Source organism: Salmonella sp. SAL04157, from assembly GCF_046551635.1.
GTDB lineage: Bacteria > Pseudomonadota > Gammaproteobacteria > Enterobacterales > Enterobacteriaceae > Salmonella > Salmonella enterica.
The window spans coordinates 1-23694 of the sequence record NZ_JBGDVS010000017.1 but is presented as its reverse complement, the minus strand read 5'-3'; the positions used below and the strand labels follow the sequence as shown (position 1 = coordinate 23694).

Genomic DNA, 23694 nt, shown 5'->3' with positions numbered 1-23694 from the left:
CTATGAAATTTACCGTTGAACGTGAACATTTATTAAAACCGCTTCAGCAGGTCAGCGGCCCGCTGGGCGGTCGTCCTACGCTGCCGATTCTCGGTAACCTGCTCCTCCAGGTAGCGGACGGTACGCTTTCTCTGACCGGCACCGATCTTGAAATGGAGATGGTCGCGCGCGTTACGCTTTCTCAGCCGCATGAGCCGGGTGCTACTACCGTGCCGGCGCGGAAATTCTTTGATATCTGCCGCGGCCTGCCGGAGGGCGCGGAGATTGCCGTTCAGTTGGAAGGTGATCGGATGCTGGTGCGTTCTGGCCGTAGCCGCTTCTCGCTGTCTACGCTGCCTGCCGCCGATTTCCCGAATCTTGACGACTGGCAAAGCGAAGTTGAATTTACGCTGCCGCAGGCCACGATGAAGCGCCTGATTGAAGCGACCCAGTTTTCGATGGCCCATCAGGATGTGCGCTACTACTTAAACGGTATGCTGTTTGAAACGGAAGGCAGCGAACTGCGCACTGTTGCGACCGACGGCCACCGTCTGGCGGTGTGCTCAATGCCGCTGGAGGCGTCTTTACCCAGCCACTCGGTGATTGTGCCGCGTAAAGGCGTGATTGAACTGATGCGTATGCTCGACGGCGGCGAAAACCCGCTGCGCGTGCAGATCGGCAGTAATAATATCCGCGCGCACGTCGGCGACTTTATCTTTACCTCGAAGCTGGTGGATGGTCGTTTCCCGGATTACCGTCGCGTTCTGCCGAAGAATCCGGATAAACATCTGGAAGCGGGCTGCGATATCCTCAAGCAGGCGTTTGCCCGCGCGGCAATCCTCTCGAATGAGAAATTCCGCGGCGTGCGTCTGTATGTCAGTGAGAATCAGCTCAAAATCACCGCCAATAACCCGGAACAGGAAGAAGCGGAAGAGATTCTGGACGTGAGCTACGGCGGGACGGAGATGGAAATCGGCTTTAACGTCAGTTACGTGCTGGACGTGCTCAATGCGCTGAAGTGCGAAACCGTGCGCATTATGCTGACGGATTCCGTATCCAGCGTACAGATTGAGGATGCGGCGTCACAGTCGGCTGCCTATGTTGTTATGCCAATGCGCTTGTAAAGAATATCGGGCTATCTTACTTGTTATTCTGGCTCCGGGCAGTGCTCGCACAAAATACGAAGTATTTTGGACGTCTTATGGACGGCCCGAAGGGCGAGCGCAGCGAGCAATCCTCACGTACTCCAGTACGCTCCGGTTGCTGTGCGCTGGCCGTAACCAGACTAACTGCGCCGATAACGCCCTGGTTATGAGTTGATATGTCGCTATCCAGACTGCTAATCAAAGACTTCCGCAACATAGAAAATGCGGATCTCGCTTTATCCCCCGGCTTTAACTTCCTGGTTGGCGCCAACGGTAGCGGCAAAACCAGCGTGCTGGAAGCTATCTATACGCTTGGCCACGGTCGGGCGTTTCGCAGTTTGCAGCCTGGCCGCGTGATTCGTCATGAGCAGGAAGCGTTTGTTCTCCACGGGCGATTACAGGGCGAAGAGCGTGAGACGTCGATTGGCTTAACCAAAGATAAGCAGGGCGACAGCAAAGTCCGTATCGACGGTACCGACGGTCACAAGATCGCGGAGCTGGCGCATTTAATGCCGATGCAGTTGATTACGCCGGAGGGGTTTACTTTACTCAACGGCGGCCCCAAATACAGAAGAGCGTTCCTTGACTGGGGATGCTTTCACAACGAAGCCGGATTCTTCACCGCCTGGAGTAACCTGAAACGATTGCTGAAACAGCGTAATGCTGCGCTGCGCCAGGTGAGTCGTTATGAGCAATTGCGCCCGTGGGATAAAGAGCTGATCCCGTTGGCGGAACAAATTAGTACCTGGCGGGCGGAGTACAGCATCGCTATCGCACAGGACATGGCGGATACCTGTCAGCAGTTTTTACCTGAATTTTCCCTGACGTTCTCTTTCCAGCGCGGCTGGGAGAAAGAGACAGACTATGCGGACGTGCTGGAGCGAAGCTTTGAGCGTGACCGTATGTTGACCTACACCGCGCACGGGCCGCATAAAGCGGACTTTCGCATTCGCGCTGACGGCGCGCCGGTGGAAGATACCCTGTCGCGCGGGCAGCTAAAGTTATTGATGTGCGCCTTACGTCTGGCGCAGGGCGAGTTCCTCACCCGCGAAAGCGGGCGGCGCTGCCTGTACCTGATAGATGATTTTGCCTCTGAACTTGACGATGCGCGTCGCGGACTGCTGGCCAGCCGCTTAAAAGCCACGCAATCGCAGGTCTTTGTCAGCGCAATTAGCGCTGAACACGTTATAGACATGTCGGATGAAAATTCGAAGATGTTTACCGTGGAAAAGGGTAAAATAACGGATTAACCCAAGATTAAATGAGCGAGAAACGTTGATGTCGAATTCTTATGACTCCTCCAGTATCAAAGTCCTGAAAGGGCTGGATGCGGTGCGTAAGCGCCCGGGTATGTATATCGGCGACACGGATGACGGCACCGGTCTGCACCACATGGTATTCGAGGTGGTAGATAACGCTATCGACGAAGCGCTCGCAGGTCACTGTAAAGATATCGTCGTGACTATTCACGCCGATAACTCCGTGTCCGTAACGGATGATGGCCGTGGCATTCCGACCGGGATTCACCCGGAAGAAGGCGTCTCGGCGGCGGAAGTGATCATGACCGTTCTGCACGCGGGCGGTAAATTTGACGATAACTCCTATAAAGTCTCCGGTGGTCTGCACGGCGTGGGCGTCTCGGTAGTCAACGCTCTGTCGCAAAAACTGGAACTGGTTATCCAGCGAGATGGCAAAATTCACCGTCAGATCTACGAGCACGGCGTGCCGCAGGCACCCCTGGCCGTCACTGGCGATACCGATAAAACCGGTACGATGGTACGTTTCTGGCCGAGCCACGAAACCTTCACCAACGTCACTGAATTTGAATATGAGATCCTGGCGAAACGCCTGCGTGAACTGTCATTCCTGAACTCAGGCGTCTCCATCCGCCTGCGCGACAAGCGCGATGGCAAAGAAGATCATTTCCACTACGAAGGCGGCATCAAGGCGTTTGTTGAATATCTCAACAAGAATAAAACGCCGATCCACCCGAATATCTTCTACTTCTCCACCGAAAAAGACGGTATCGGCGTCGAAGTAGCGCTGCAGTGGAACGATGGTTTCCAGGAAAACATCTACTGCTTTACCAACAACATTCCGCAGCGCGACGGCGGTACTCACCTGGCAGGCTTCCGTGCGGCGATGACCCGCACGCTGAACGCCTACATGGACAAAGAAGGCTACAGCAAAAAAGCCAAAGTCAGCGCCACCGGCGACGATGCCCGTGAAGGTCTGATTGCGGTGGTTTCCGTGAAGGTACCGGACCCGAAATTCTCCTCGCAGACCAAAGATAAGCTGGTCTCTTCCGAGGTGAAATCGGCGGTAGAACAGCAGATGAACGAACTGCTGAGCGAATACCTGCTGGAAAACCCATCTGACGCGAAAATTGTCGTCGGCAAAATTATCGACGCCGCGCGTGCGCGTGAAGCGGCGCGTCGCGCCCGTGAAATGACCCGTCGTAAAGGCGCGCTGGACTTAGCGGGCCTGCCGGGCAAACTGGCTGACTGCCAGGAACGCGACCCGGCGCTGTCCGAACTGTACCTGGTGGAAGGGGACTCCGCGGGCGGCTCTGCGAAGCAGGGGCGTAACCGCAAGAACCAGGCGATTCTGCCGCTGAAGGGTAAAATCCTCAACGTCGAGAAAGCGCGCTTCGACAAGATGCTCTCCTCTCAGGAAGTGGCGACTCTGATCACCGCACTGGGCTGCGGTATCGGTCGCGATGAGTACAACCCGGACAAACTGCGTTACCACAGCATCATCATCATGACCGATGCGGACGTCGACGGCTCGCACATCCGTACGCTGCTGTTGACCTTCTTCTATCGTCAGATGCCGGAAATCATTGAACGCGGCCACGTTTACATTGCCCAGCCGCCGCTGTACAAAGTGAAGAAAGGCAAGCAGGAACAGTACATTAAAGACGATGAAGCGATGGATCAGTACCAGATTTCCATCGCGCTTGACGGTGCGACTCTGCACGCGAACGCCCATGCGCCGGCGCTATCCGGCGAAGCGTTAGAAAAACTGGTCTCTGAATATAACGCCACGCAGAAAATGATTGGCCGTATGGAGCGTCGCTTCCCGAAAGCGCTGCTCAAAGAGCTGGTGTATCAGCCAACTCTGACCGAAGCCGATCTTTCTGATGAGCAGACTGTAACGCGCTGGGTGAATGCGCTGATTACCGAGCTGAACGAGAAAGAGCAGCACGGCAGTCAGTGGAAGTTCGATGTTCATACTAATACGGAACAGAATCTGTTCGAGCCGATCGTTCGCGTGCGTACGCATGGAGTGGATACCGATTATCCGTTGGATCACGAGTTTGTGACCGGCGCGGAATATCGTCGTATCTGCACGCTGGGCGAGAAGCTGCGCGGTCTGATTGAAGAGGACGCGTTCATCGAACGCGGCGAGCGTCGCCAGCCGGTAACCAGCTTCGAGCAGGCGCTGGAGTGGCTGGTGAAAGAATCACGTCGCGGTCTGGCTATCCAGCGTTATAAAGGTCTGGGTGAAATGAACCCGGATCAGCTGTGGGAAACCACCATGGACCCGGAAAGCCGCCGTATGCTGCGTGTGACCGTCAAAGATGCGATTGCTGCCGACCAGCTGTTCACCACGCTGATGGGTGATGCCGTTGAGCCGCGTCGTGCCTTTATCGAAGAGAACGCCCTGAAAGCGGCGAATATCGATATTTAACCTGCCTTAATCCCCGGCCTACCGCTGGTTGGCCGGGGCATCATGATGTTCATCGACATAGCTGAATAAAAAATCTCTAAAGCGCTGCGTGGCGGGCGTTTGTGCGCGCCACGCATGAAAATAAAGGTTCATATTGCGCCGCAGCGGCGGCGTGAGCGAACAGGTCGCTAATTGGTAGCTTTTGGCGTAATGGCGGGAAAAGGTTCCGGCGATCACCACGCCTTCACACTGCGCCGCCAGCGACATGGCGGTCGCCATATGCTCCACCGTCATTTTGGGCTTAATGCGCACGCCAGCGGTCGCGGAGATCATCGGAATGGATTCGTTGCCAACGGCGATCAGCTCTTCACTCTGAATCTCTTCCCAGCGAACCGTTTTTTTATGCAGCCGATAGTCCGGATGGCAGTACAGGGCGATTTCCGTTGTGAACAGCGTTTGTTTGTCGATTTCCGGTTCCAGCGGCCGCTCCGGGCCGATACCAAAATCGGCTTCTCCCAACATAATGCTTTTTTGTAATTGCGACATGGGCTTATCAATAAGCTGTACGTGGGTATGCGGATGCTGCCGCTTAAAGGCATGGATGATTTGCGGCAGAAAAGCACAGGCGATCAGCGGCGCGCCAACAACCCGAACCAGGGATTTTTTGATCTCTTTCAGGTCGCGGGCATAATTTTCGGCCCGTTGAAACTCTTCAACCACCCGCATAGCGGAGGGCAAAAATTTTTCTCCGTCGGGCGACAGCTTCACCACGCGCGAAGTGCGGTCGAAAAGGGAAACCTCCATCTGGCTTTCCATTTCGTTGATTAAACCGCTAACAGCTCCCTGCGTGATGCACAGATATTTGCTGGCGGCGGTAAAACTACGCAAATCCGCGACGGCCAGAAACGCGCGAAATTGCCGGATAGTTAAATTCATTTGCCACCTGTGTTACCCCTTTACAGAGAGGATTTTATCTCAGGCTGGATAAGGTCGTGTTGATACGACTCGCAAATACAGGGGGTCTGCCTGCGGCGCAGGCAGACAGTGGCTTATTTTACGGTGATGGTTGGTGATTTTTTCATGGTTTCCTCGGTCAGCTCCTGGCCGATACCAGGAAGCTCCGGGACTTCGTACATGCCGTTCTTGGGTAGATAGTTGTATTTACAGGTCTGTGTATTCGGTTCCAGCAGCGCATACCGGTGCAGTTCGTGGATGACGAAGTTGGGGATTGCGGTTTCCATATGCAGCGCCACCGCCGTGGAAATCGGCCCGCCGCAAACGTGGATTTGCACCGTTTTGTCGTAAACGTGCGCCATATCGCAGATTTTCTTCACTTCGGTGATGCCGCCGCAGGTGCAGATATCGGGCTGAATAACGCTCAGGCTGCCGTTTTCCAGGAAAGGACGGTATCCCCAGCGCCAGTAAATGCGTTCGCCAGCCGCCAGTGGAATATTAACTTTATCAGCCACTTGTTTCATTTGTCCGGGGTTTAATGGCATGACTGGTTCTTCGTAGTAGAAAATACCCAGTTCTTCTATCATGCGACCAAACTGAATTGCGGATGTAGTATCCGTAAAGGCGTGCATTTCGGCGATGATATCCACGTCCGGGCCGACCGCATCACGAATGGCGGCCATACGGTCGTAGCCCAGACGCAGGATTTTATCGGTGAGAGGCCCGTTGAGGTTTTGCTGGTTCCAGTTGCCGTGGCGATCCATTGCGACGGTATCTACTTTTATTGCGTCATAGCCTTCGCTGACGGCGGTCAGCGCCGCCTGTGCATACTGCTCCGGCTCGGTCAGCATATCTTTATCGCTGCCGTCCCCCCAACCAAACTGTAGCTGACTGGCGTAGGTTCTGATTTTCTCGCGGCTTTTGCCGCCAAGCATTTTATACAGCGGTACGCCCCACGCTTTGCCTTTGATATCCCACAGCGCGATATCGATGCCGCTCATCGCCGCGGAAAAGATGCCGCCGCCGCCCTGCCCCCAGAAGGTTTTTTTGAGCATCTTTTCCCAGATAGCTTCGTTATTCATCGGGTCCATGCCGATGATAATGGCGGCTAAATCTTTTGCCATGCCGATGCCCGCAGAGGCGCCGACGCCGTAAGCCAGCCCGACTTCGCCAAAACCGGAAATGCCTTCGTCGGTATTAATTTTTACCACCACCGGACGCCATTTGCTGGTGGCGGACGCAAAATCGTTCGCCACATCAATAATATCAACGCTGGTAATTTTCATCATTTACTCCTCGTAATTAATATTTTTTAATCGTTAAGATTAATGCCGATACCACGGCGATAGCGCTGATAAAAACCAGGCATAGTAAGCCGCCGGTATAAGTTCCAGTGATAGAAATAAATAAGCCGATAAATACGGGAGATAATGAAGAGAGTCCATTGGCGACGCCGTTCATTACGCCGCTGGCGGCGGAAATAGATTTTCCGGGTATCATTCCCTGTAATAACGTCCAGGCAACGGGCGTACCCATCGTACAGAAAGCAACAGCAAAGGAGAGGAGTACCGCTGACATATATTTATGTTCGGTTATGGTACCGAAATAGATACTGACGCCAGCGAAAAACATTAATACCATTAATATGGGGGCGCTGCGTCCTATTTTATCGACGAAGATCCCCGCAGCGGCTTTAGAAAATATTGACAGGACAAAGGGAAGCGACGCCAGCCAGCCCATTTCCGCCCAGCTAAATCCTCTGGCTGATTTAAGATAGGTCGGCAGCCAGGTAATCATCCCCCAGTACAGGCATTGCAGGCACAGGTACCACAGCACCAGCAACCAGTAGCAATAGTTGGTGATCACCGGTTTGACCCGCAACATAAAACTTTCGCTGTTGCCTGCGCTTTCCGTTTCCTGTCCGGCTTTGATATAAGCCAGTTCCTGTTCGCTGATACTTTTATGTTGTTCTGGTTTATCAGCAACATATCGCCAGAGTAGCCAGAGTGGGATTAACCCGAGAGCGGCGCATAAAAAGAAGTTGGAACGCCAGCCGTGGGTGCCTATCCACCAGGTGAAAAAAGGCATCGCAATGGCGGGTGCCACCGACTGGCCGACGATCCACGCCGCGTTTGCTCTGCCGCGCTCCTGCTTCGGGAACCAGTTTTTAATAAATACGCTTTGCAGCGGATAATAAAAACCCTCCCCAACGCCCAGTAATATACGGCAAATAATAATTAGAGCGAATGATGTTGCTACGCCGCCAATCATTAAAGCGATAGTCCAGATCAGAATACAAAGCATCATTGCTTTTCTGGGGCCGAGATAATCGCCAAGCGGTGATAATACAACGTTAGCGATACCATAAGCGGCCAGAAAGACGGTCATCATCATGCCGATTTGCAATGGCATACCTTCAATACCCATATAGGCTAAGAAGGGTTCATTCGCGGCTAATACCGAAACATTAACGCGATCGAGATAAGCAATAAATATTCCAATAAACAGACAGGCAACGATTAAAAATCTTTTCCTGGTTGGGGGGGCGGTAAGGGCCATCGACATTAGCGATCTCCTTCTCATCGGATAAGGTTATTTTAAAATATAAGTTTTTGTTGATTTTTACTGATTAAGAACCAATCCCATTAGGCTCTATGTGATGATGTCCAAAGTAGCAATACACATTCTTTTAGAAAAACGGTATTTTCTGTTTGATTAATGAGGTTATCTAATACATCAGGAGGGAGAATACGGCCTGAAAAGGGGAATCCCGTTTGTGAATCTTATCCCCCTTTCTCTCGGATTCTTTACTGTTTTTTGAGCGGAATCGCGTTAGCATGAGTCAGGACTCATTTAATGCGGGGATTTCATGGCTATCAAACTTATTGCTATCGACATGGATGGCACCCTTCTGCTGCCCGATCACACCATTTCTCCGGCGGTTAAAAACGCGATTGCCGCTGCGCGTGAAAAAGGAGTAAACGTGGTGCTGACCACAGGCCGTCCGTATGCGGGTGTGCACAGTTACCTGAAAGAACTTCACATGGAACAGCCCGGTGATTATTGCATCACCTATAACGGGGCGCTGGTGCAGAAAGCAGGGGATGGCAGTACGGTTGCGCAAACGGCGCTCAGCTATGATGACTACCGTTACCTGGAAAAACTGTCCCGTGAGGTGGGTTCTCACTTCCACGCATTAGACCGAAATACGCTTTATACCGCTAACCGCGATATCAGCTACTACACGGTGCATGAGTCGTATGTGGCGACCATTCCGCTGGTATTTTGTGAAGCGGAGAAGATGGACCCGAACACCCAGTTCCTGAAAGTTATGATGATCGATGAGCCTGCCGTTCTCGACCGGGCGATTGCGCGTATACCGGCAGAGGTGAAGGAAAAGTACACCGTGCTGAAAAGTGCGCCGTATTTCCTTGAAATCCTCGATAAACGGGTTAATAAAGGCACTGGCGTAAAATCACTGGCCGAGGCGCTGGGTATTAAGCCAGAGGAGGTGATGGCGATTGGCGATCAGGAAAACGACATTGCGATGATCGAATACGCCGGTATGGGCGTGGCAATGGACAACGCCATTCCGTCGGTCAAAGAGGTGGCTAACTTTGTGACTAAATCGAACCTTGAAGATGGTGTTGCCTGGGCGATTGAACAACATGTTCTGTCCTGATTCACTCCGGCCCGATCGCCGTCGGGCCGATAGTTCCACCCATGAAGCTAATGTGTTGCAACAAAGACGTTGTAGAAAATAGTTTTTTATTTCAAAAGATTAATTCGCACAGAAATCCCGCCCACCAGGCGACGATTACTATATTCTCCTTCCTCCTTTCGATCCGGCGGCGCTTCTCGCCAGAATAAACGCTTCATCATTATGAAAAAACGCTCCCTTTTGCTGTTGGCGCTGCCCGCTATGGCTTTTTCTACCTGGGCGGCTACCAGCCCCCCGGCGAACCTGTCGCTTGTTTATAGCTATCAGGATGACGTCCCATCTGCTGCCACACCGCCAGTCGCGACAACGCCGGTGGCAAAGCCTGCCAGTACATCAGTGTTGCCTTTTCTGGGTGATGAAGCCCGAAAGCGTGGCTATGAGCTTCCCGAGCCATTTGGCCTCAATATTAACTACATGAATATTGGGCAGAATATTAACGTTGATAGCATCAACTTTAATGGCCTGGCTTTAGGTCCCAACGGGGGAATTCCATTAGATAACGCATTTAAAATTAACGTCGGTCATACCCGTGAAAAGAGCAAGACCGAAACGGTCAAGCTGGATGCCTGGCTGCTGCCATTTATGAATGTGTACGGCCTGGTGGGCTATACCGATGGTCATTCCGTTTCGCAAATTGGTGTTGGGTTGATGACGAAAAATGGCCACGTTTTTCATCCCGCCGATCTGCAAAACCTCAAATTTAAACTCGACTTTAAAGGCACTACCTATGGCATCGGCACCACGCTGGTCGGCGGCGTAGGTAACTGGTTTACCGCTGTTGATGCTAACTACACCCAGACACAGTTCGATATTCTTGATGGCAGCATCGACGCCTTTACCGTCTCACCTCGCGTTGGTTACCGTTTTACCACCCCGGGTATAGATAAGATGCATCTGCCGTCGGGCAAGCTAAACGTCTGGGTCGGCAGCATGTATCAGGATGTGCAGCAGGAGTTTAAAGGCAGCCTCGACGACCTGACCATGCCGTCAGCGACGCTACAAAGGCTGGTGAGTATGGCTAACTATAACAATAACGGCCGCTTTGACGTCAAACAGCATCTACAATCACCGTGGAACATGCTGCTGGGCGCTCAGTATGAAATAACCCGCCATTTCAACGTTACCACCGAGTTTGGCTTTGCCGAGCGCAATAGCTTCTTTGTGGCCGGTGAGTACCGCTTTTGAATCGCTGCCATTACCGACTGTTGCTTTGCGTCGTCGGTGTGCTGTCCGGCGTGGCGCAGGCGTCGCTGCCCAGCCGCAGTCAGGTGGACGGCTGGCTACAACAAATGGGGGATAGCGATACTTACGATGCCGCCAAAGGCGTCAACTGGGGAGTAATGCCCGGGCCATTTTATACCCCTGAACTGGGGCTGGGCATCGGCACCGCTATCGTCGGTATGTATCGCCCCGATCCTGCCGATAAGGTTAGCCAGGTATCCACGCTGTCGCTGAACAGCTATTTCAGCTCCACAGGCGCTTTTGGCGTAAGCCTGCAAAATTACGCTTTTTTCGCGCAAGATCGCTGGCGTTTCTTCCTCACTGGCGCATTGAGCGACACGCCCACTTACTATTGGGGACAGGGTTTTGCCGCTGGTGATAAAGACAGCCATAAGCAGGCCTATACTGCGCAGGTGCTGGATCTGCAACCCATGCTGTATCGTCGGCTTGTTAACAATATCTATCTTGGCGTTGGCTGGACGCTGGATGTACAGCACGCCGCGCAAATTGATGAGACCGATCCGCCCAAAATTCAAAGTACAGCGCAGGGCTGTTCTTCACTGAGTAACGGCGGTAGCGTTGAGATTAGCTGGGATGATCGTGATTTTATACCTAACCCACGCAAAGGGCAGTATGCCACCCTTCGCTATACCCACTTCGCACCGGACGTCGGTAGCGATACGCGGTTTGATGAATACCAACTGCACTATAGTCGTTACTATGCCCTCAATGATAAAGATGTGCTGGCCTGGGAAACGGACGGCGCCTTTACTCAGGGTGATGTGCCGTGGAATATGCTGCCGCTGCTGGGCAGTAACCATCGTATGCGCGGCTATTATGAAGGGCGCTATCGCGATAAAAATGCTATCAGCGGTCAGCTGGAATATCGCCATAAGCTGAGCTGGCGGCATGGCGTTGTCGGTTGGGTGGGCGCGGGCACCATGGGATCGTCTTTGCACCATCTGGATGACGGGCGATGGCTGCCTTCTGCGGGCGTGGGCTATCGCTTTGAGTTCAAGCCGCGCGTCAACGTGCGGCTGGATTACGGCGTGGGCAAAGCTAGCAGCGGTTTTTATTTTCAGGTAGGAGAAGCATTTTGAGGTCCGTCGTTCGGGTTATCTTTCTGGCGCTGCTGTTTCTGGCGGGGAGCGCCCGCGCCGCCTTACCACTGACGCTCTATCTGTCCACTCACCCAACGCCTGCTGCCAGTGAAGCCTGGCCGACGATGCCGCCGCAGCCGCTGCCAAAGGGGTTGCGGCCGTGTTGTGCTTTTGGTTACGACCTGCATGCCGAGCTGCTGGGACTGCCGGTTCCGTTCTATCAGTTAAATAACGTCGTGACGGTGGACTCGCTGGGGCATCATCAGTACAACGACCATCTGTACTCGGGCGTGGCAAACCTGATTGGCCTTAGCGGTGAGAATAACGGTATTGTGTATACCTTGCGTGGCGGATTCATCGACACCGCACATGTGCGGGATACCGCTGATATGACAGTGTATATCTTCAGCCAACTACTACCAAAGCTGGGGCAGGCTTTTACGCTGAATCTGGGCGAGGAGCTGGCCGAACGGCGTCTGGTTTTTACTGCTTTTACCCCTCCGGTCGATGCACGCGAGCGTTACACGCTGGCCGCCTGGCTGTCGGCGCATCTGGCGTTCCAGGTGGCGGAGTGGCACGAAATCGCCCAATGGTACGGTTTCGAGTCTGTTCGCGGATTTTCTGAGGGAGTATCGGCCTTTTCGCCGGAAGATCTCTATTCTAACCTCGCGGGTGCCCGTCTGGCGGCGTCTTTAATTGTCGGCGGCCAGACGAAAACGCAAGAGATGTACAACACGGCGATGGAAACCGCGCTGCGGCAAGCGCTGACGCAGCTGGCAGCGCAGCCGGCGCAGATCACCCGTTTTCAGTTTGATATGCTTGATGGCCGTTGGTGGAACAGCCAGCGGCGGGTACCGGAAAAATATCTGGTGCTGCATCGTAATTATCAGATGGGCGATGACCGCCTGCCGACCGCTATTCCTGGCGAGATAATGCCGCTATTGCCGCTGAGCTTGCCCCATTGCTGGCGCGGTATCCAGCTTAGCACGCTGGCGCAACTACAATTGTGGCCCAGCGAGGATATGGCGCAGCTACCGCCTCCCGCGCACTATTACAGCGAAAAAGATTTTGCCGCCCTGGCGGAGCAGGCACGGCTACAGGACGAAAAAACACAGAATCATTAAACAGGCAGTAGCCGTAGGCTATTTCCCTCTTATACCCTCGGCGTACTGTTTTATGTCCTGATCACTGGCGATGTGAAACGCGTCGTTTGGCGAGCCGGAAGCTATTATGGCGAAGGATGATCGGCTATCCATGCGTCGAGTGCCGTCACTCCCTGCGTCACGATAGTTTTAATATCTATATCGCTAAGCGGTTGCAATTCCAGCTCCCGACAGGCTTCGGTTGCCTGCGTCATCCCCAGGCTGGCGCAGCCGCTTTTTAATTTATGCGCCAGCCGCTTAATGTTAACGTCGTCATTCATGGCGCGCGCCGCCTCGATCTCCTCGACTAAAGGCAGCGCGCTGTCTTTGAATAAGGCGACCCATTGCCGGAGCTTTTCCGGGCCGACAGACGCCATATCGCCGGCAAGCTGATGTTCATTCAGCATCGCCCGCGCGTTGTGAGATTTGCCCTGTAAATAGTGCGCTATCATGCGGTAAAGCTCCTCGCGGGGAACGGGCTTTTGAATAATCCCGCAAAAAAGACCGGCGGTACGCTGACGAAGATTATCGTCTATCACATGCGCGCTAAAACCAATGCGTTTCATGGCGGGATACTGACTCATCAACTGCTGCGCCAGGGTTAAGCCGTCATAATCCGGTAAATCAAAATCCACCAGCGCCACATCAAAGGACTCGCCTTCAGCTAAAGAGCGTAGCGCGTCATTCGCGCTTTCAGCTACTGAGACCTTCACCCCTTTACCCGTGAGCATTTCAGCGGTAATACGCTGCGTCAGCATATTATCTTCAATCAGCAACAGGCGTAGTCCGTTAAGATTTATCGGTTCCCTGAACGCATTTTTGCTTGCGGGTTTGGGGTGGCGAACCGGCAGTTGTAAGCGAAAACAACTGCCAACATGAAGCGTACTGGTGACGGTTAGCGTCCCGCCCATCGCCTCTGCCAGGCTGGCGCTGATAGCCAGCCCCAGGCCCGTCCCGCCCCGGCGTCCTGTCGCCTGCACAAACGGTTTGAAAATAGCCGTCAGCTTCGCTTCAGGAATACCGCATCCGGTATCTTCAACCTCAATAAACCAGCTCTGATCGTCGCAAAACGTGCGTAGCACTATGCTGCCGCGATCGGTAAATTTCGCCGCATTACTTAAAAGATTAATCACAATTTGACGTATCCGGCGTGGATCGCCTTGTAGCGTGGAGGGGAGTTGCTCGCTAAAGTCGGCGATGAGCGCCACCTGCACGCGGCTGTGCATTAAATGCAGCGCGCTATTCAACAATTGTCGCGGTTCAAACGGTTCCTCGCTAATAGAAACGTTGGTGCCGCCTACTTCAATCGCCGAGTAATCAAGAATATCGTTAAGAATCGCCAGTAGCGATTCGCCTGAATCATTAATGGCCTGTAAGTCGTCGCGGTAGTTTGCCATGAGCGGTTTATCGGCCAGCAATTGTACCGTACCGAGAATGCCGTAAAGCGGCGTGCGAATTTCATGGCTCATGGCGGCAAGGAACGTCGATTTCGCCTCGTTGGCCTTTTCCGCTTCGGCGCGCGCCTGCCGGTGTTCCAGCACCAGCGCATGAAGCTCCGCCGTTTGCGATCGCACCTGTTCCGCCAAATCCTCACGATGGCGGTTTAATTTGCGCACGTTGGCACGAAACGCTTCCATCAGACGGCTGATGGTATCCAGTTCGCTGACGCCAGCCGCCTCCGGAAACGGTGAGTCAATATCGCCCTCCAGTAGCCGCTGTAAGGCCTGCGTTTGTTGCGCCAGCGGGCGGGATACGGAACGGTAAACCACTCGCCAAAGGATAAAACTTAATGAGCACAGCGCCAGGATACCTAAGATCACTAACCCTATTTGCCCACGCTGACTGGCGTGTGTAAGGCGCGCTAACCCAGCCTCGTTTCGTTTTTCGATGGCGTTCACCAACTGCGACACTTCCGTACTGAAGCGGGTAAACTGAAAGAGGTTATTGGCCATAAGCGTTTGAAGCTGGTCGCGGATGGCATTTTCCTTACGAAACAGGGTAACTAGTGTGGTGTACTGGTTTATTTTCTCCAGCGCGTCGGCGATTTGGGCGCGAACGGTAGGATCTTCTATACGCTGCTGGCGGCGGGATAAAATTTTAACCAACTGATTAAGTTTTTCATCGGTGTCCTCGGCATCGCTCAGCCCTTGCGCGTCTTTTAAGGTCACAATGAGCTGCTTAAACCGCAGGGCATTGACCCGCAACTCATTCATCTGATTCACATACTCAAGGTCGATATCAATCAGTCGGTCAAGCGCGCGTTCAGCCTGATCCCCTTTACCGCTTTCGATAAGATCGTAAATACCGGCCTGGGTGGCACCCGCAGATGTCGCTGCATTATTGGCCTGACCGTGAGCTTGGGCGGCAATGCTTTCCGCCGCCTCCGCAATCTGGCGGCTTAACTGCTGTTGCTGTGCGCGCAGCGTGAGAATTTCACCGACCAGTGTTCCCTGTTGCCCAAGCGTTTGCGCAATCTCTTTTTCTTGCCGGGCGATGGCCGAGGTATTAAATCCCTGCTCGCTTAATGCCTGCAAAAGATGGTTAATTTTAAGGCTTTGCGCTTTCAGCATCTTCCCCTGCGCCAGCCAAACGCCCTCACTGTCGGCATTGGTCAGATTTTGCGCGGAAAAGAGCTCGTAAGCGCTGGCTTCGCTTAACTGCCTGGCCATATTCATCGTGGGGAGCAACGCTTGCGTATTGGTTTGCTCCACCTGACTAATGACGCGCAGGCTTATCCAGCCGATCACGGTGCTGAGCAGGGTGAGTGCCGCCATCAGGGCGAAGGCCAGCCATAATCTGCGGGTCAGTGAAGGCGTTGACATTTATGCGCCGCGGGTGAAATGGGTTGAGTTGCCGCCGGAAAAACCATTAGGATAAAACCTTGTTGCTGGTGGGGCTATCATGCGCGCGCTTATTTCGTTCTTTTTTTTGATAATCATCGTCTCGAATGTAGAAACGGCGTCAGCCGAAACCGGACTGCTACACTGGACGCGCGCCGATCGGGCGATTCCCTGGCGGCAAACGTCAGTCAATGCGAGTAAACCCTGGAAACTGTGCGCATTATACCCCAGCCTGAAAGATTCTTACTGGTTGTCCGTCAACTACGGGATGCAAAAAGCGGCCAAATTGTATGGCGTTGATTTAAAAGTGCTGGAAGCGAATGGCTATCGGCAACTGGCGACGCAACAACAGCAAATGGTGCAGTGCCGGGAGTGGGGTGCCGACGCTATTCTGCTTGGCAGCAGTACCGATCGTTTCCCGGAGCTGGAACGGTTTGCCGGTAATGTGCCGGTTATTGAACTGGTGAACATGATTCACGATGCCAGTGTCGCAACCCGCGTTGGTCTGCCGTGGTTTCAGATGGGGTATCTGCCGGGACGTTTTCTGGTGCAGTGGAACAAAGGAAAAGCGCTTAACGTTTTACTCTTCCCGGGGCCGGAAGAAGCCGGCGGCAGTCAGGAGATGGTGGCGGGTTTTCGTCAGGCAATTAAAGGCAGCGCCATCAACATTGTGGATATCGCCTGGGGCGATAACGACATTGAAGTGCAGCGAAACTTACTCCAGGAAATGCTGGAGCGCCATCCGGACGCCAATGTGGTCGCCGGGTCGGCGATAGCGGCGGAGGCGGCGATGGGCGAAGGGCGAAATTTGACGACTCCGCTCACGATCGTCTCATTTTATCTGACGCATCAGGTTTATCGCGGTTTAAAACGCGGCCATATCTTGATGGCGCTCAGCGATCAGATGGCCTGGCAGGGAGAATTAGCGATAACGCAGTCGATTAAGGTCTTACAGGGGCAACCGGTGCCTGAAAATATCAGCCCGCCGGTGCTTATTTTGACGCATAACAACGCTGACAGCGCGCGCGTTCGCCGTTCGCTATCGCCTCCGGGATTTCGGCCCGTCTATCTGTATCAATACACCTCCGAGGCTAAAAAGTAGCCTTCGCCATGCTGTGTGACCAGCAGTTCCGGCGTAATTTTATGACGTAAGCGGCGAACCAGGACATCAATCGTGCGGAGATCCGGAGTCTCTACGCGGCGGGCGGAAAGCATTCGCAGCAGGCGTTCACGATGCAGCACTTTGCCTGGGTTGGTCACAAAGGCCAGCAGTAACTCGTACTCCGCGCGCGTAAGCTTAATGGCTTCACCATTGTGCTCCAGCGTATGATTCATCACGTTCAGGCAGTAACCGGAAAACATATAGCAGTTTTCACTGGCATTTTGCGGCGTGGGGCGGGCCAGATCGATGCGCCACAAAAGATTTTTCACCCGTACTACCAGCTCGCGCAGTTCCAGCGGCTTGGTGACGTAGTCGTCCGCGCCCATCTCCAGTCCGACGATGCGGTCTATTTGGTCGCAACGCCCCGTCACCAGAATAATGCCCACCGTGGAACGTTCGCGTAGCGCCCTGGTCAGCATCAACCCGTTTTCATCGGGGAGGTTGATATCCAGCAGGATCAGCGAAACGTGCTCATGCTCCATAATGTCGCGCAGGCCCGCGCCGCTGTCGGTCACCGAAACGCGATACCCCTCCTGCTCAAAATAGGCCTGTAATCTGGCCTGAGTAACAGGTTCATCCTCAACAATAACAATGTGATGTGACATCCTGCGCGCGGTCTCTTTCTGTTCATATCTGTTCATATATTGCCGTATCCCGTTCATCCTGACCAGTGACGCTGTTCATATTTGCGGAATAAGATCTGCGCATTAAACCATATAATTACAGGGGCTATTATGCGAAAACTCTGGAGAGCGCTACTCAGGCCAAGCGCCCGTTGGTCGATACTGGCGCTGGTCATTGTCGGGATTGTGATCGGCGTTGCGCTGATCGTGTTACCTCACGTCGGTATCAAACTGACCAGTACGACAGAGTTTTGCGTCAGCTGCCATAGTATGCAGCCGGTGTATCAGGAATATAAACAGTCCGTACATTTCCAGAATGCTTCCGGCGTACGCGCGGAATGCCACGATTGCCATATCCCCCCTGATATTCCAGGCATGGTGAAACGTAAGCTGGAAGCCAGCAACGATCTTTACCAGACATTTATTGCCCACTCGATTGATACCCCAGAAAAATTTGAAGCCAAACGCGCCGAACTTGCCGAGCGTGAATGGGCGCGCATGAAAGAGAATAACTCCGCGACCTGTCGTTCCTGCCATAACTACGATGCGATGGATCACGCGAAACAGAACCCGGAAGCGGCGCGGCAAATGAAAATCGCCGCGAAAGAAAATCAGTCCTGCATCGACTGTCATAAAGGGATTGCCCACCAGCTACCGGATATGAGCAGCGGTTTCCGCAAACAGTTTGATGAACTGCGCGCCAGCGCCAGTACGCATAATGACGGCGATACGCTCTATTCGCTGGATATCAAGCCGATTTACGCCGCTAAAGGTGATAAAGAACCGGCAGGTTCGCTGTTGCCTGCTTCTGAAGTGAAAGTCCTTAAACGGGACGGTGACTGGCTGCAAGTGCAAATCGAAGGCTGGACGGAGACGGACGGTCGTCAGCGCGTACTGACGCAGCTGCCCGGTAAACGTATTTTTGTCGCCTCGATTCGCGGCGATGTGCAACAGCATGTGAAAACGCTGGAAGAGACCACCGTCGCGGCGACCAATACTCAGTGGAGCAAATTACAGGCAACTGCGTGGATGCAAAAAGGCGACATGGTAAATGACATTAAACCGATTTGGGCCTATGCCGACTCCCTCTATAACGGCACCTGTAATCAGTGTCACGGCGCGCCGGACAAAGCGCACTTTGACGCTAACGGCTGGATCGGCACGCTCAACGGCATGATCGGTTTCACCAGTCTGGATAAGCGTGAAGAACGTACCTTGTTGAAATATCTCCAGATGAATGCGTCTGATACCACCAACACGCCGCACAGCGATAAGGGAGAACACAATGAAAAATAAGGACTCGTTACACGTCTCTCGTCGACGTTTTCTGGCGCAGCTTGGCGGTTTGACGGTGGCAGGAATGCTGGGGCCGTCACTGCTGACGCCCCGTAGCGCCCGCGCGGCGGATGCCGTTGCGCCAGGCGCCGCGACGAAAGAGGGTATCCTTACCGGTTCTCACTGGGGGGCGATTCGCGCCACGGTGGTTGACGGTCGATTTGTGGCGGCAAAACCGTTTGAACAGGATAAATACCCGTCCAAAATGATCGCTGGTCTGCCCGATCACGTCCACAACGCGGCGCGTATTCGCTATCCGATGGTGCGCGTCGACTGGATGCGCAAAGGTCATCAAAGCGACACCTCGCAGCGCGGCGATAATCGTTTTGTGCGCGTCTCCTGGGATGAAGCGCTGGATCTGTTCTATCAGGAACTGGAGCGGGTGCAAAAAACCTACGGGCCGAGCGCGTTACTGACGGCGAGCGGCTGGCAATCTACCGGCATGTTCCATAACGCCTCCGGGATGCTGGCGCGCGCGATTGCGCTACATGGCAATAGCGTTAGCACGGGAGGGGACTATTCGACCGGCGCGGCGCAGGTGATTCTGCCGCGCGTGGTGGGTTCAATGGAAGTGTACGAGCAGCAAACGTCATGGCCTCTGGTTTTACAGAACAGTAAAACGATTGTGCTATGGGGTTCTGATATGGTGAAAAACCAGCAGGCAAACTGGTGGTGCCCGGATCACGATGTCTATCAGTACTATGAACAATTAAAAGAGAAGGTTGCCAGCGGTGCTATCTCGGTCATCAGCATCGACCCGGTTGTTACCTCCACGCACGATTATCTGGGGCGCGATAAGGTCAAACATATCGCCATTAACCCGCAGACGGATGTCCCGTTACAACTGGCGCTGGCGCATACCCTGTACAGTGAGAAACTGTACGATAAAAATTTCCTCGATAACTACTGCGTCGGTTTTGACCAGTTCCTCCCCTATTTGCTGGGCGAAAAAGATGGACAGCCCAAAGATGCCGCCTGGGCGGAAAAACTGTGCGGTATTGACGCCGACACCATCCGCGCGTTGGCGCGGCAGATGGCGGGCGACAGAACGCAAATCATCGCTGGCTGGTGCGTACAACGTATGCAGCATGGCGAACAGTGGTCATGGATGGTCGTCGTGCTGGCGGCAATGCTGGGACAGATTGGTTTACCGGGCGGCGGCTTTGGTTTTGGCTGGCACTACAACGGCGCCGGGACGCCTGGTCGTAAAGGGATCATTTTAAGCGGCTTTTCCGGTTCGACGACCGTTCCGCCAGTACACGACAGCACGGATTACAAAGGCTACAGCAGCACCATTCCTATTGCGCGTTTTATGGATGCCATTCTTGAACCGGGCAAGGTCATTAACTGGAACGGCAAATCGGTTAAATTACCGCCGCTGAAGATGTGCGTGTTCGCCGGGACCAATCCGTTCCACCGACACCAACAAATTAACCGCATAATTGAAGGGTGGCGCAAGCTGGAAACGGTCATCGCTATTGATAACCAGTGGACGTCGACCTGCCGTTTTGCGGATATCGTTTTGCCGGCTACCACCCAATTTGAGCGTAACGACCTCGATCAGTTCGGCAACCACTCTAACCGCGGCATTATCGCCATGAAACAGGTGGTGTCGCCGCAGTTTGAAGCGCGTAACGACTTTGATATTTTCCGCGATCTCTGCCGACGCTTTAACCGTGAAGCGGCATTCACGGAAGGTCTCGATGAAATGGGCTGGCTGAAACGCATCTGGCAGGAAGGGAGCCAGCAGGGAAAAGGTCGCGGTATCCACTTACCGACTTTCGAGGTGTTCTGGAATCAACAGGAGTACATCGAGTTTGATCATCCGCAGATGTTTGTGCGCCATCAGGCTTTCCGTGAAGATCCGGACCTGGAGCCGTTGGGCACGCCAAGCGGTTTGATCGAGATTTACTCCAAAACGATCGCCGACATGCAATACGACGATTGTCAGGGCCATCCCATGTGGTTCGAAAAAATCGAACGCTCGCATGGCGGGCCGGGATCGCAGCGCTGGCCGCTGCACTTACAATCCGTCCACCCTGATTTCCGTCTGCATTCCCAACTGTGCGAGTCGGAAGCGCTGCGTCAGCAATATGCCGTTGGCGGCAAGGAGCCGGTCTTTATTAACCCACAGGATGCCAGCGCGCGCGGGATCCGCAACGGTGACATCGTGCGGGTATTCAATGCACGCGGGCAGGTACTGGCGGGGGCGGTAGTTTCCGATCGCTATGCGCCGGGCGTGGCGCGAATTCATGAAGGCGCCTGGTACGATCCTGATAAAGGCGGCGACATCAATGCGTTGTGTAAGTACGGCAACCCTAACGTATTAACGCTGGATATCGGTACATCACAGCTCGCGCAGGCGACCAGCGCGCATACGACGCTGGTGGAAATTGAAAAATATACCGGCCCTATTAATAACGTCACGGCGTTTAACGGTCCGGTCGAGATGGTCGCGCAGTGTGAATATGTACCCGCATCGCAGGGGAATCCGCATGATTAAGCAGCCAGCGCTTGCTCAGGAACAGTACGCCTGCGTATATGCATGGCTGGCGTTACTCTTTTTCCGGGAAGTGGATGATGAAGGGTTAATACAATTACAGTCCGCGGAGATCGCGGACTGGCTGGCGCTGTTAAAGCGTCAGCCTGCGCTGGCGGCGTCGGTGGCGTTACTCGAACAAAAAATTGCCGCGCTTAGCCTGCGCCAGGATGCGCAGCTGGAGCTGGCCGCAGATTTTTGCGGATTGTTCCTGATGACGGATAAAAAATCGGCGTTGCCCTACGCCTCGCAATACCCGCAGCAGGAACCCGGCATGATTAAACATTTATTGCTTGAAGCCGGGATGGAAGTCAACGACGATTTTAAAGAGCCGACCGACCACCTGGCGATTTATCTGGAATTACTCAGCCATTTACATTTTTCATTGGGTGAATCGTTCCAACAACGGAGAATGAATAAATTACGCCAGAAAACATTGTCGTCATTACTGGAATGGCTTCCGGAATTTACAAATAATTGCCTTAAGCATGATCCATATGGCTTTTATGCTGCGTTAAGTCAATTATTGTTGGCTATCGTTCGTTTTGATGACGGAAAAGAGGATTTATCCATTGTTGCGGCTGAATAAACCCTGTGACGGGCATCGCAAAATAAATATTACGATAGTCGGGGGTTATCATATCTATAGGTTTAGCCAATTGTAATTATTGATACCAATCAATATCCATGATGGGTTTGTATTTAGTATTGACGGGCCTCATGAGTAAAAAAATAAAATTTAATTAATCATGCCGCAATACCCCATAAGGATAGTGATATGAAAAAAATTACCCTCTATGCGACAACGGTTATCACCGTTGGGCTGTTATGTTATTTAGGTTTGTCCGGGTATGTATGGTATTACGACAAACAGCGCAGTAAAAAAAGCGATGTGCAGGCCTCGGTTGTGGGTGAAAATAATAAAATACTGGGTTATTTCAGGGAGAAAGGATGTGATTATTGTCATACGCCTTCCGCTGAATTACCTTTTTATTCCTCTTTTCCGGTGGCAAAGCAGCTAATGGATTACGATATCCAGCTCGGCTACAAATCGTTTAACCTGGAGGCGGTACGGGCCGCCCTGATTGCGGATACGCCGGTGCCGCAAAGCGAACTGAATAAAATTGAATGGGTTATGCAACATCAGACTATGCCGCCAACCCGCTATGTCGCGCTGCACTGGGCGGGGGGCGTCAGCGATAAAGAGCGTACTGACATCCTGAACTGGATAGCCGATCAACGTGAACGCAACTATGCCAGCGCCGATACCGACGCCGCGCACCGGAATGAACCCGTTCAGCCTATTCCGCGCAATATTCCCGTCGATGCGAAAAAAGTCGACTTAGGTTTCCGTCTTTATCATGATGAACGTTTATCCGGCGACAGCACAATATCCTGTGCGCATTGTCACGCGTTAAATGCGGGCGGTGTCGATGGCAGAAAAACCTCAATTGGCGTTGGCGGTGCGGTAGGACCAATAAATGCGCCGACGGTATTCAACTCCGTATTTAATATCGAACAATTTTGGGATGGTCGTGCTGCAACCCTGCAGGAGCAAGCAGGCGGACCGCCGTTAAATCCTATTGAAATGGCTTCTAAATCCTGGGATGAAATTATTAGCAAGCTTGATAAAGATCCTGTCCTGAAAAAAGATTTCCAGGCGGTTTATCCGCAAGGATTTACCGGGGAAAATATTACTGATGCGATCGCCGAATTTGAAAAAACGTTGATAACGCCGGATTCCGCCTTTGATAAATGGCTACGTGGAGATGAAAATGCGCTGACTGCGCAACAGAAACACGGTTATCAATTATTTAAAGAAAATAAATGTGCAACCTGTCACGGCGGTATCATTTTAGGCGGGCGCTCTTTTGAACCATTGGGATTAAAGCGAGACTTTAATTTTGGCGAAATTACCGCAGCGGATATTGGTCGTATGAACGTCACCAAAGAGGTTCGCGATAAATTACGGCAAAAAGTCCCGGGCTTACGCAACGTCGCGTTAACAGCGCCTTATTTCCATCGGGGCGACGTACCGACGCTGGATGGCGCGGTAAAACTGATGCTGCGTTACCAGGTTGGCACCGATCTGCCGCAAAACGATATTGACGATATCGTCGCCTTCCTGGAAAGCCTGACCGGTGTTTATACGCCATATCAACCTGAATATGCGCAATGACAATGATGCTTGAAGCCAGAGATCTGTACTGCGAGCGGGACGAGAGGACGCTGTTTCGCGGGCTGTCGTTCACCGTGGACGC

The 23694-nt window shown here is 53.2% G+C and carries 17 protein-coding genes and 1 pseudogene; 13 read left to right on the top strand and 5 right to left on the bottom strand.

The features are described 5' to 3' along the window. Nucleotides 1-2: 2 nt before the first annotated feature. The 3 genes from dnaN to gyrB all read left to right on the top strand — a co-directional run bounded on the left by dnaN (nucleotide 3) and on the right by gyrB (nucleotide 4817). Nucleotides 3-1103, top strand: coding sequence for a DNA polymerase III subunit beta (gene dnaN / locus ACLJRE_RS22590; protein ID WP_000673474.1), 1101 nt, complete (start codon nucleotides 3-5; stop codon nucleotides 1101-1103). Nucleotides 1104-1300: 197 nt separating this feature from the next. Beyond that, nucleotides 1301-2374: a DNA replication/repair protein RecF gene (recF, locus tag ACLJRE_RS22585; RefSeq protein WP_000059372.1), complete on the top strand. Its 1074-nt coding sequence runs from the start codon at nucleotides 1301-1303 to the stop codon at nucleotides 2372-2374. 28 nt (nucleotides 2375-2402) lie between these two features. After that, complete coding sequence (gene gyrB, locus ACLJRE_RS22580) at nucleotides 2403-4817, top strand: DNA topoisomerase (ATP-hydrolyzing) subunit B (RefSeq protein WP_108441227.1); 2415 nt, start codon at nucleotides 2403-2405, stop codon at nucleotides 4815-4817. Nucleotides 4818-4835: 18 nt separating this feature from the next. Here gyrB and ACLJRE_RS22575 read toward each other — a convergent pair whose 3' ends face one another. The 3 genes from ACLJRE_RS22575 to ACLJRE_RS22565 all read right to left on the bottom strand — a co-directional run bounded on the left by ACLJRE_RS22575 (nucleotide 4836) and on the right by ACLJRE_RS22565 (nucleotide 8315). After that, nucleotides 4836-5732, bottom strand: a complete 897-nt coding sequence (locus ACLJRE_RS22575; protein WP_023212298.1) for a LysR family transcriptional regulator — start codon at nucleotides 5730-5732, stop codon at nucleotides 4836-4838. A gap of 113 nt (nucleotides 5733-5845) precedes the next feature. Next, nucleotides 5846-7039 (bottom strand): mandelate racemase/muconate lactonizing enzyme family protein, encoded by a 1194-nt coding sequence (locus ACLJRE_RS22570; RefSeq protein WP_000975837.1) that lies wholly within the window; start codon nucleotides 7037-7039, stop codon nucleotides 5846-5848. Between the two features lie 13 nt (nucleotides 7040-7052). Beyond that, complete coding sequence (locus ACLJRE_RS22565; protein WP_017442054.1) at nucleotides 7053-8315, bottom strand: MFS transporter; 1263 nt, start codon at nucleotides 8313-8315, stop codon at nucleotides 7053-7055. A 304-nt stretch (nucleotides 8316-8619) separates the two neighbouring features. Between ACLJRE_RS22565 and yidA the strand changes: the two genes are divergently transcribed. The 4 genes from yidA to ACLJRE_RS22545 all read left to right on the top strand — a co-directional run bounded on the left by yidA (nucleotide 8620) and on the right by ACLJRE_RS22545 (nucleotide 12916). Further along, on the top strand, nucleotides 8620-9432 hold the full coding sequence (yidA, locus tag ACLJRE_RS22560; RefSeq protein ID WP_000985571.1) for a sugar-phosphatase: 813 nt from the start codon (nucleotides 8620-8622) through the stop codon (nucleotides 9430-9432). A 201-nt stretch (nucleotides 9433-9633) separates the two neighbouring features. Continuing rightward, nucleotides 9634-10656 (top strand): hypothetical protein, encoded by a 1023-nt coding sequence (locus ACLJRE_RS22555; protein WP_001528257.1) that lies wholly within the window; start codon nucleotides 9634-9636, stop codon nucleotides 10654-10656. Beyond that, nucleotides 10653-11792: a BamA/TamA family outer membrane protein gene (locus tag ACLJRE_RS22550; RefSeq protein ID WP_023212296.1), complete on the top strand. Its 1140-nt coding sequence runs from the start codon at nucleotides 10653-10655 to the stop codon at nucleotides 11790-11792. The genes ACLJRE_RS22555 and ACLJRE_RS22550 overlap by 4 nt, the downstream gene beginning before the upstream one ends. Continuing rightward, nucleotides 11789-12916, top strand: a complete 1128-nt coding sequence (locus ACLJRE_RS22545; protein WP_001258176.1) for a DUF4056 domain-containing protein — start codon at nucleotides 11789-11791, stop codon at nucleotides 12914-12916. Before ACLJRE_RS22550 ends, ACLJRE_RS22545 begins: the two co-directional genes overlap by 4 nt. A 104-nt stretch (nucleotides 12917-13020) precedes the next feature. On the opposite strand, the gene torS is transcribed toward ACLJRE_RS22545, so the two are convergent. Beyond that, entirely contained in the window at nucleotides 13021-15756 is a 2736-nt protein-coding gene (torS, locus tag ACLJRE_RS22540) for a TMAO reductase system sensor histidine kinase/response regulator TorS (RefSeq protein ID WP_023212295.1), read from the bottom strand. 79 nt (nucleotides 15757-15835) lie between these two features. Here torS and torT point away from each other — a divergent pair, with 79 nt between their 5' ends. Continuing rightward, complete coding sequence (torT, locus tag ACLJRE_RS22535; RefSeq protein WP_023212294.1) at nucleotides 15836-16876, top strand: TMAO reductase system periplasmic protein TorT; 1041 nt, start codon at nucleotides 15836-15838, stop codon at nucleotides 16874-16876. Here torT and torR read toward each other — a convergent pair. Then, entirely contained in the window at nucleotides 16849-17541 is a 693-nt protein-coding gene (gene torR, locus ACLJRE_RS22530) for a two-component system response regulator TorR (protein ID WP_001562512.1), read from the bottom strand. The two genes, torT and torR, sit on opposite strands and share 28 nt — an antisense overlap. Nucleotides 17542-17670: 129 nt before the next feature. Between torR and torC the strand changes: the two genes are divergently transcribed. From torC to ACLJRE_RS22505, 5 genes and pseudogenes are all read left to right on the top strand, one after another. Continuing rightward, nucleotides 17671-18855 (top strand): pentaheme c-type cytochrome TorC, encoded by a 1185-nt coding sequence (gene torC, locus ACLJRE_RS22525; RefSeq protein ID WP_001230254.1) that lies wholly within the window; start codon nucleotides 17671-17673, stop codon nucleotides 18853-18855. Continuing rightward, entirely contained in the window at nucleotides 18845-21397 is a 2553-nt protein-coding gene (gene torA, locus ACLJRE_RS22520; protein ID WP_023212292.1) for a trimethylamine-N-oxide reductase TorA, read from the top strand. Before torC ends, torA begins: the two co-directional genes overlap by 11 nt. Beyond that, the gene (gene torD, locus ACLJRE_RS22515) at nucleotides 21390-22022 is read left to right on the top strand and encodes a molecular chaperone TorD (RefSeq protein ID WP_000595421.1); all 633 of its coding nucleotides are present in this window, start codon (nucleotides 21390-21392) and stop codon (nucleotides 22020-22022) included. The genes torA and torD overlap by 8 nt, the downstream gene beginning before the upstream one ends. A 189-nt stretch (nucleotides 22023-22211) precedes the next feature. After that, nucleotides 22212-23612: a cytochrome-c peroxidase gene (locus ACLJRE_RS22510; RefSeq protein ID WP_000724469.1), complete on the top strand. Its 1401-nt coding sequence runs from the start codon at nucleotides 22212-22214 to the stop codon at nucleotides 23610-23612. A 5-nt stretch (nucleotides 23613-23617) separates the two neighbouring features. Continuing rightward, a pseudogene (locus ACLJRE_RS22505) lies at nucleotides 23618-23694 on the top strand (heme ABC transporter ATP-binding protein CcmA); the annotation flags it as partial.

Excerpts from the sequence above, each read along its gene's own strand:
- dnaN (WP_000673474.1), top strand. The coding sequence starts at position 3 with ATGAAATTTACCGTTGAACGTGAACATTTATTAAAACCGCTTCAGCAG.
- recF (WP_000059372.1), top strand. The coding sequence starts at position 1,301 with ATGTCGCTATCCAGACTGCTAATCAAAGACTTCCGCAACATAGAAAAT.
- gyrB (WP_108441227.1), top strand. The coding sequence starts at position 2,403 with ATGTCGAATTCTTATGACTCCTCCAGTATCAAAGTCCTGAAAGGGCTG.
- ACLJRE_RS22575 (WP_023212298.1), bottom strand. The coding sequence starts at position 5,732 with ATGAATTTAACTATCCGGCAATTTCGCGCGTTTCTGGCCGTCGCGGAT.
- ACLJRE_RS22570 (WP_000975837.1), bottom strand. The coding sequence starts at position 7,039 with ATGATGAAAATTACCAGCGTTGATATTATTGATGTGGCGAACGATTTT.
- ACLJRE_RS22565 (WP_017442054.1), bottom strand. The coding sequence starts at position 8,315 with ATGTCGATGGCCCTTACCGCCCCCCCAACCAGGAAAAGATTTTTAATC.
- yidA (WP_000985571.1), top strand. The coding sequence starts at position 8,620 with ATGGCTATCAAACTTATTGCTATCGACATGGATGGCACCCTTCTGCTG.
- ACLJRE_RS22555 (WP_001528257.1), top strand. The coding sequence starts at position 9,634 with ATGAAAAAACGCTCCCTTTTGCTGTTGGCGCTGCCCGCTATGGCTTTT.
- torS (WP_023212295.1), bottom strand. The coding sequence starts at position 15,756 with ATGTCAACGCCTTCACTGACCCGCAGATTATGGCTGGCCTTCGCCCTG.
- torT (WP_023212294.1), top strand. The coding sequence starts at position 15,836 with ATGCGCGCGCTTATTTCGTTCTTTTTTTTGATAATCATCGTCTCGAAT.
- torR (WP_001562512.1), bottom strand. The coding sequence starts at position 17,541 with ATGTCACATCACATTGTTATTGTTGAGGATGAACCTGTTACTCAGGCC.
- torC (WP_001230254.1), top strand. The coding sequence starts at position 17,671 with ATGCGAAAACTCTGGAGAGCGCTACTCAGGCCAAGCGCCCGTTGGTCG.
- torA (WP_023212292.1), top strand. The coding sequence starts at position 18,845 with ATGAAAAATAAGGACTCGTTACACGTCTCTCGTCGACGTTTTCTGGCG.
- torD (WP_000595421.1), top strand. The coding sequence starts at position 21,390 with ATGATTAAGCAGCCAGCGCTTGCTCAGGAACAGTACGCCTGCGTATAT.
- ACLJRE_RS22510 (WP_000724469.1), top strand. The coding sequence starts at position 22,212 with ATGAAAAAAATTACCCTCTATGCGACAACGGTTATCACCGTTGGGCTG.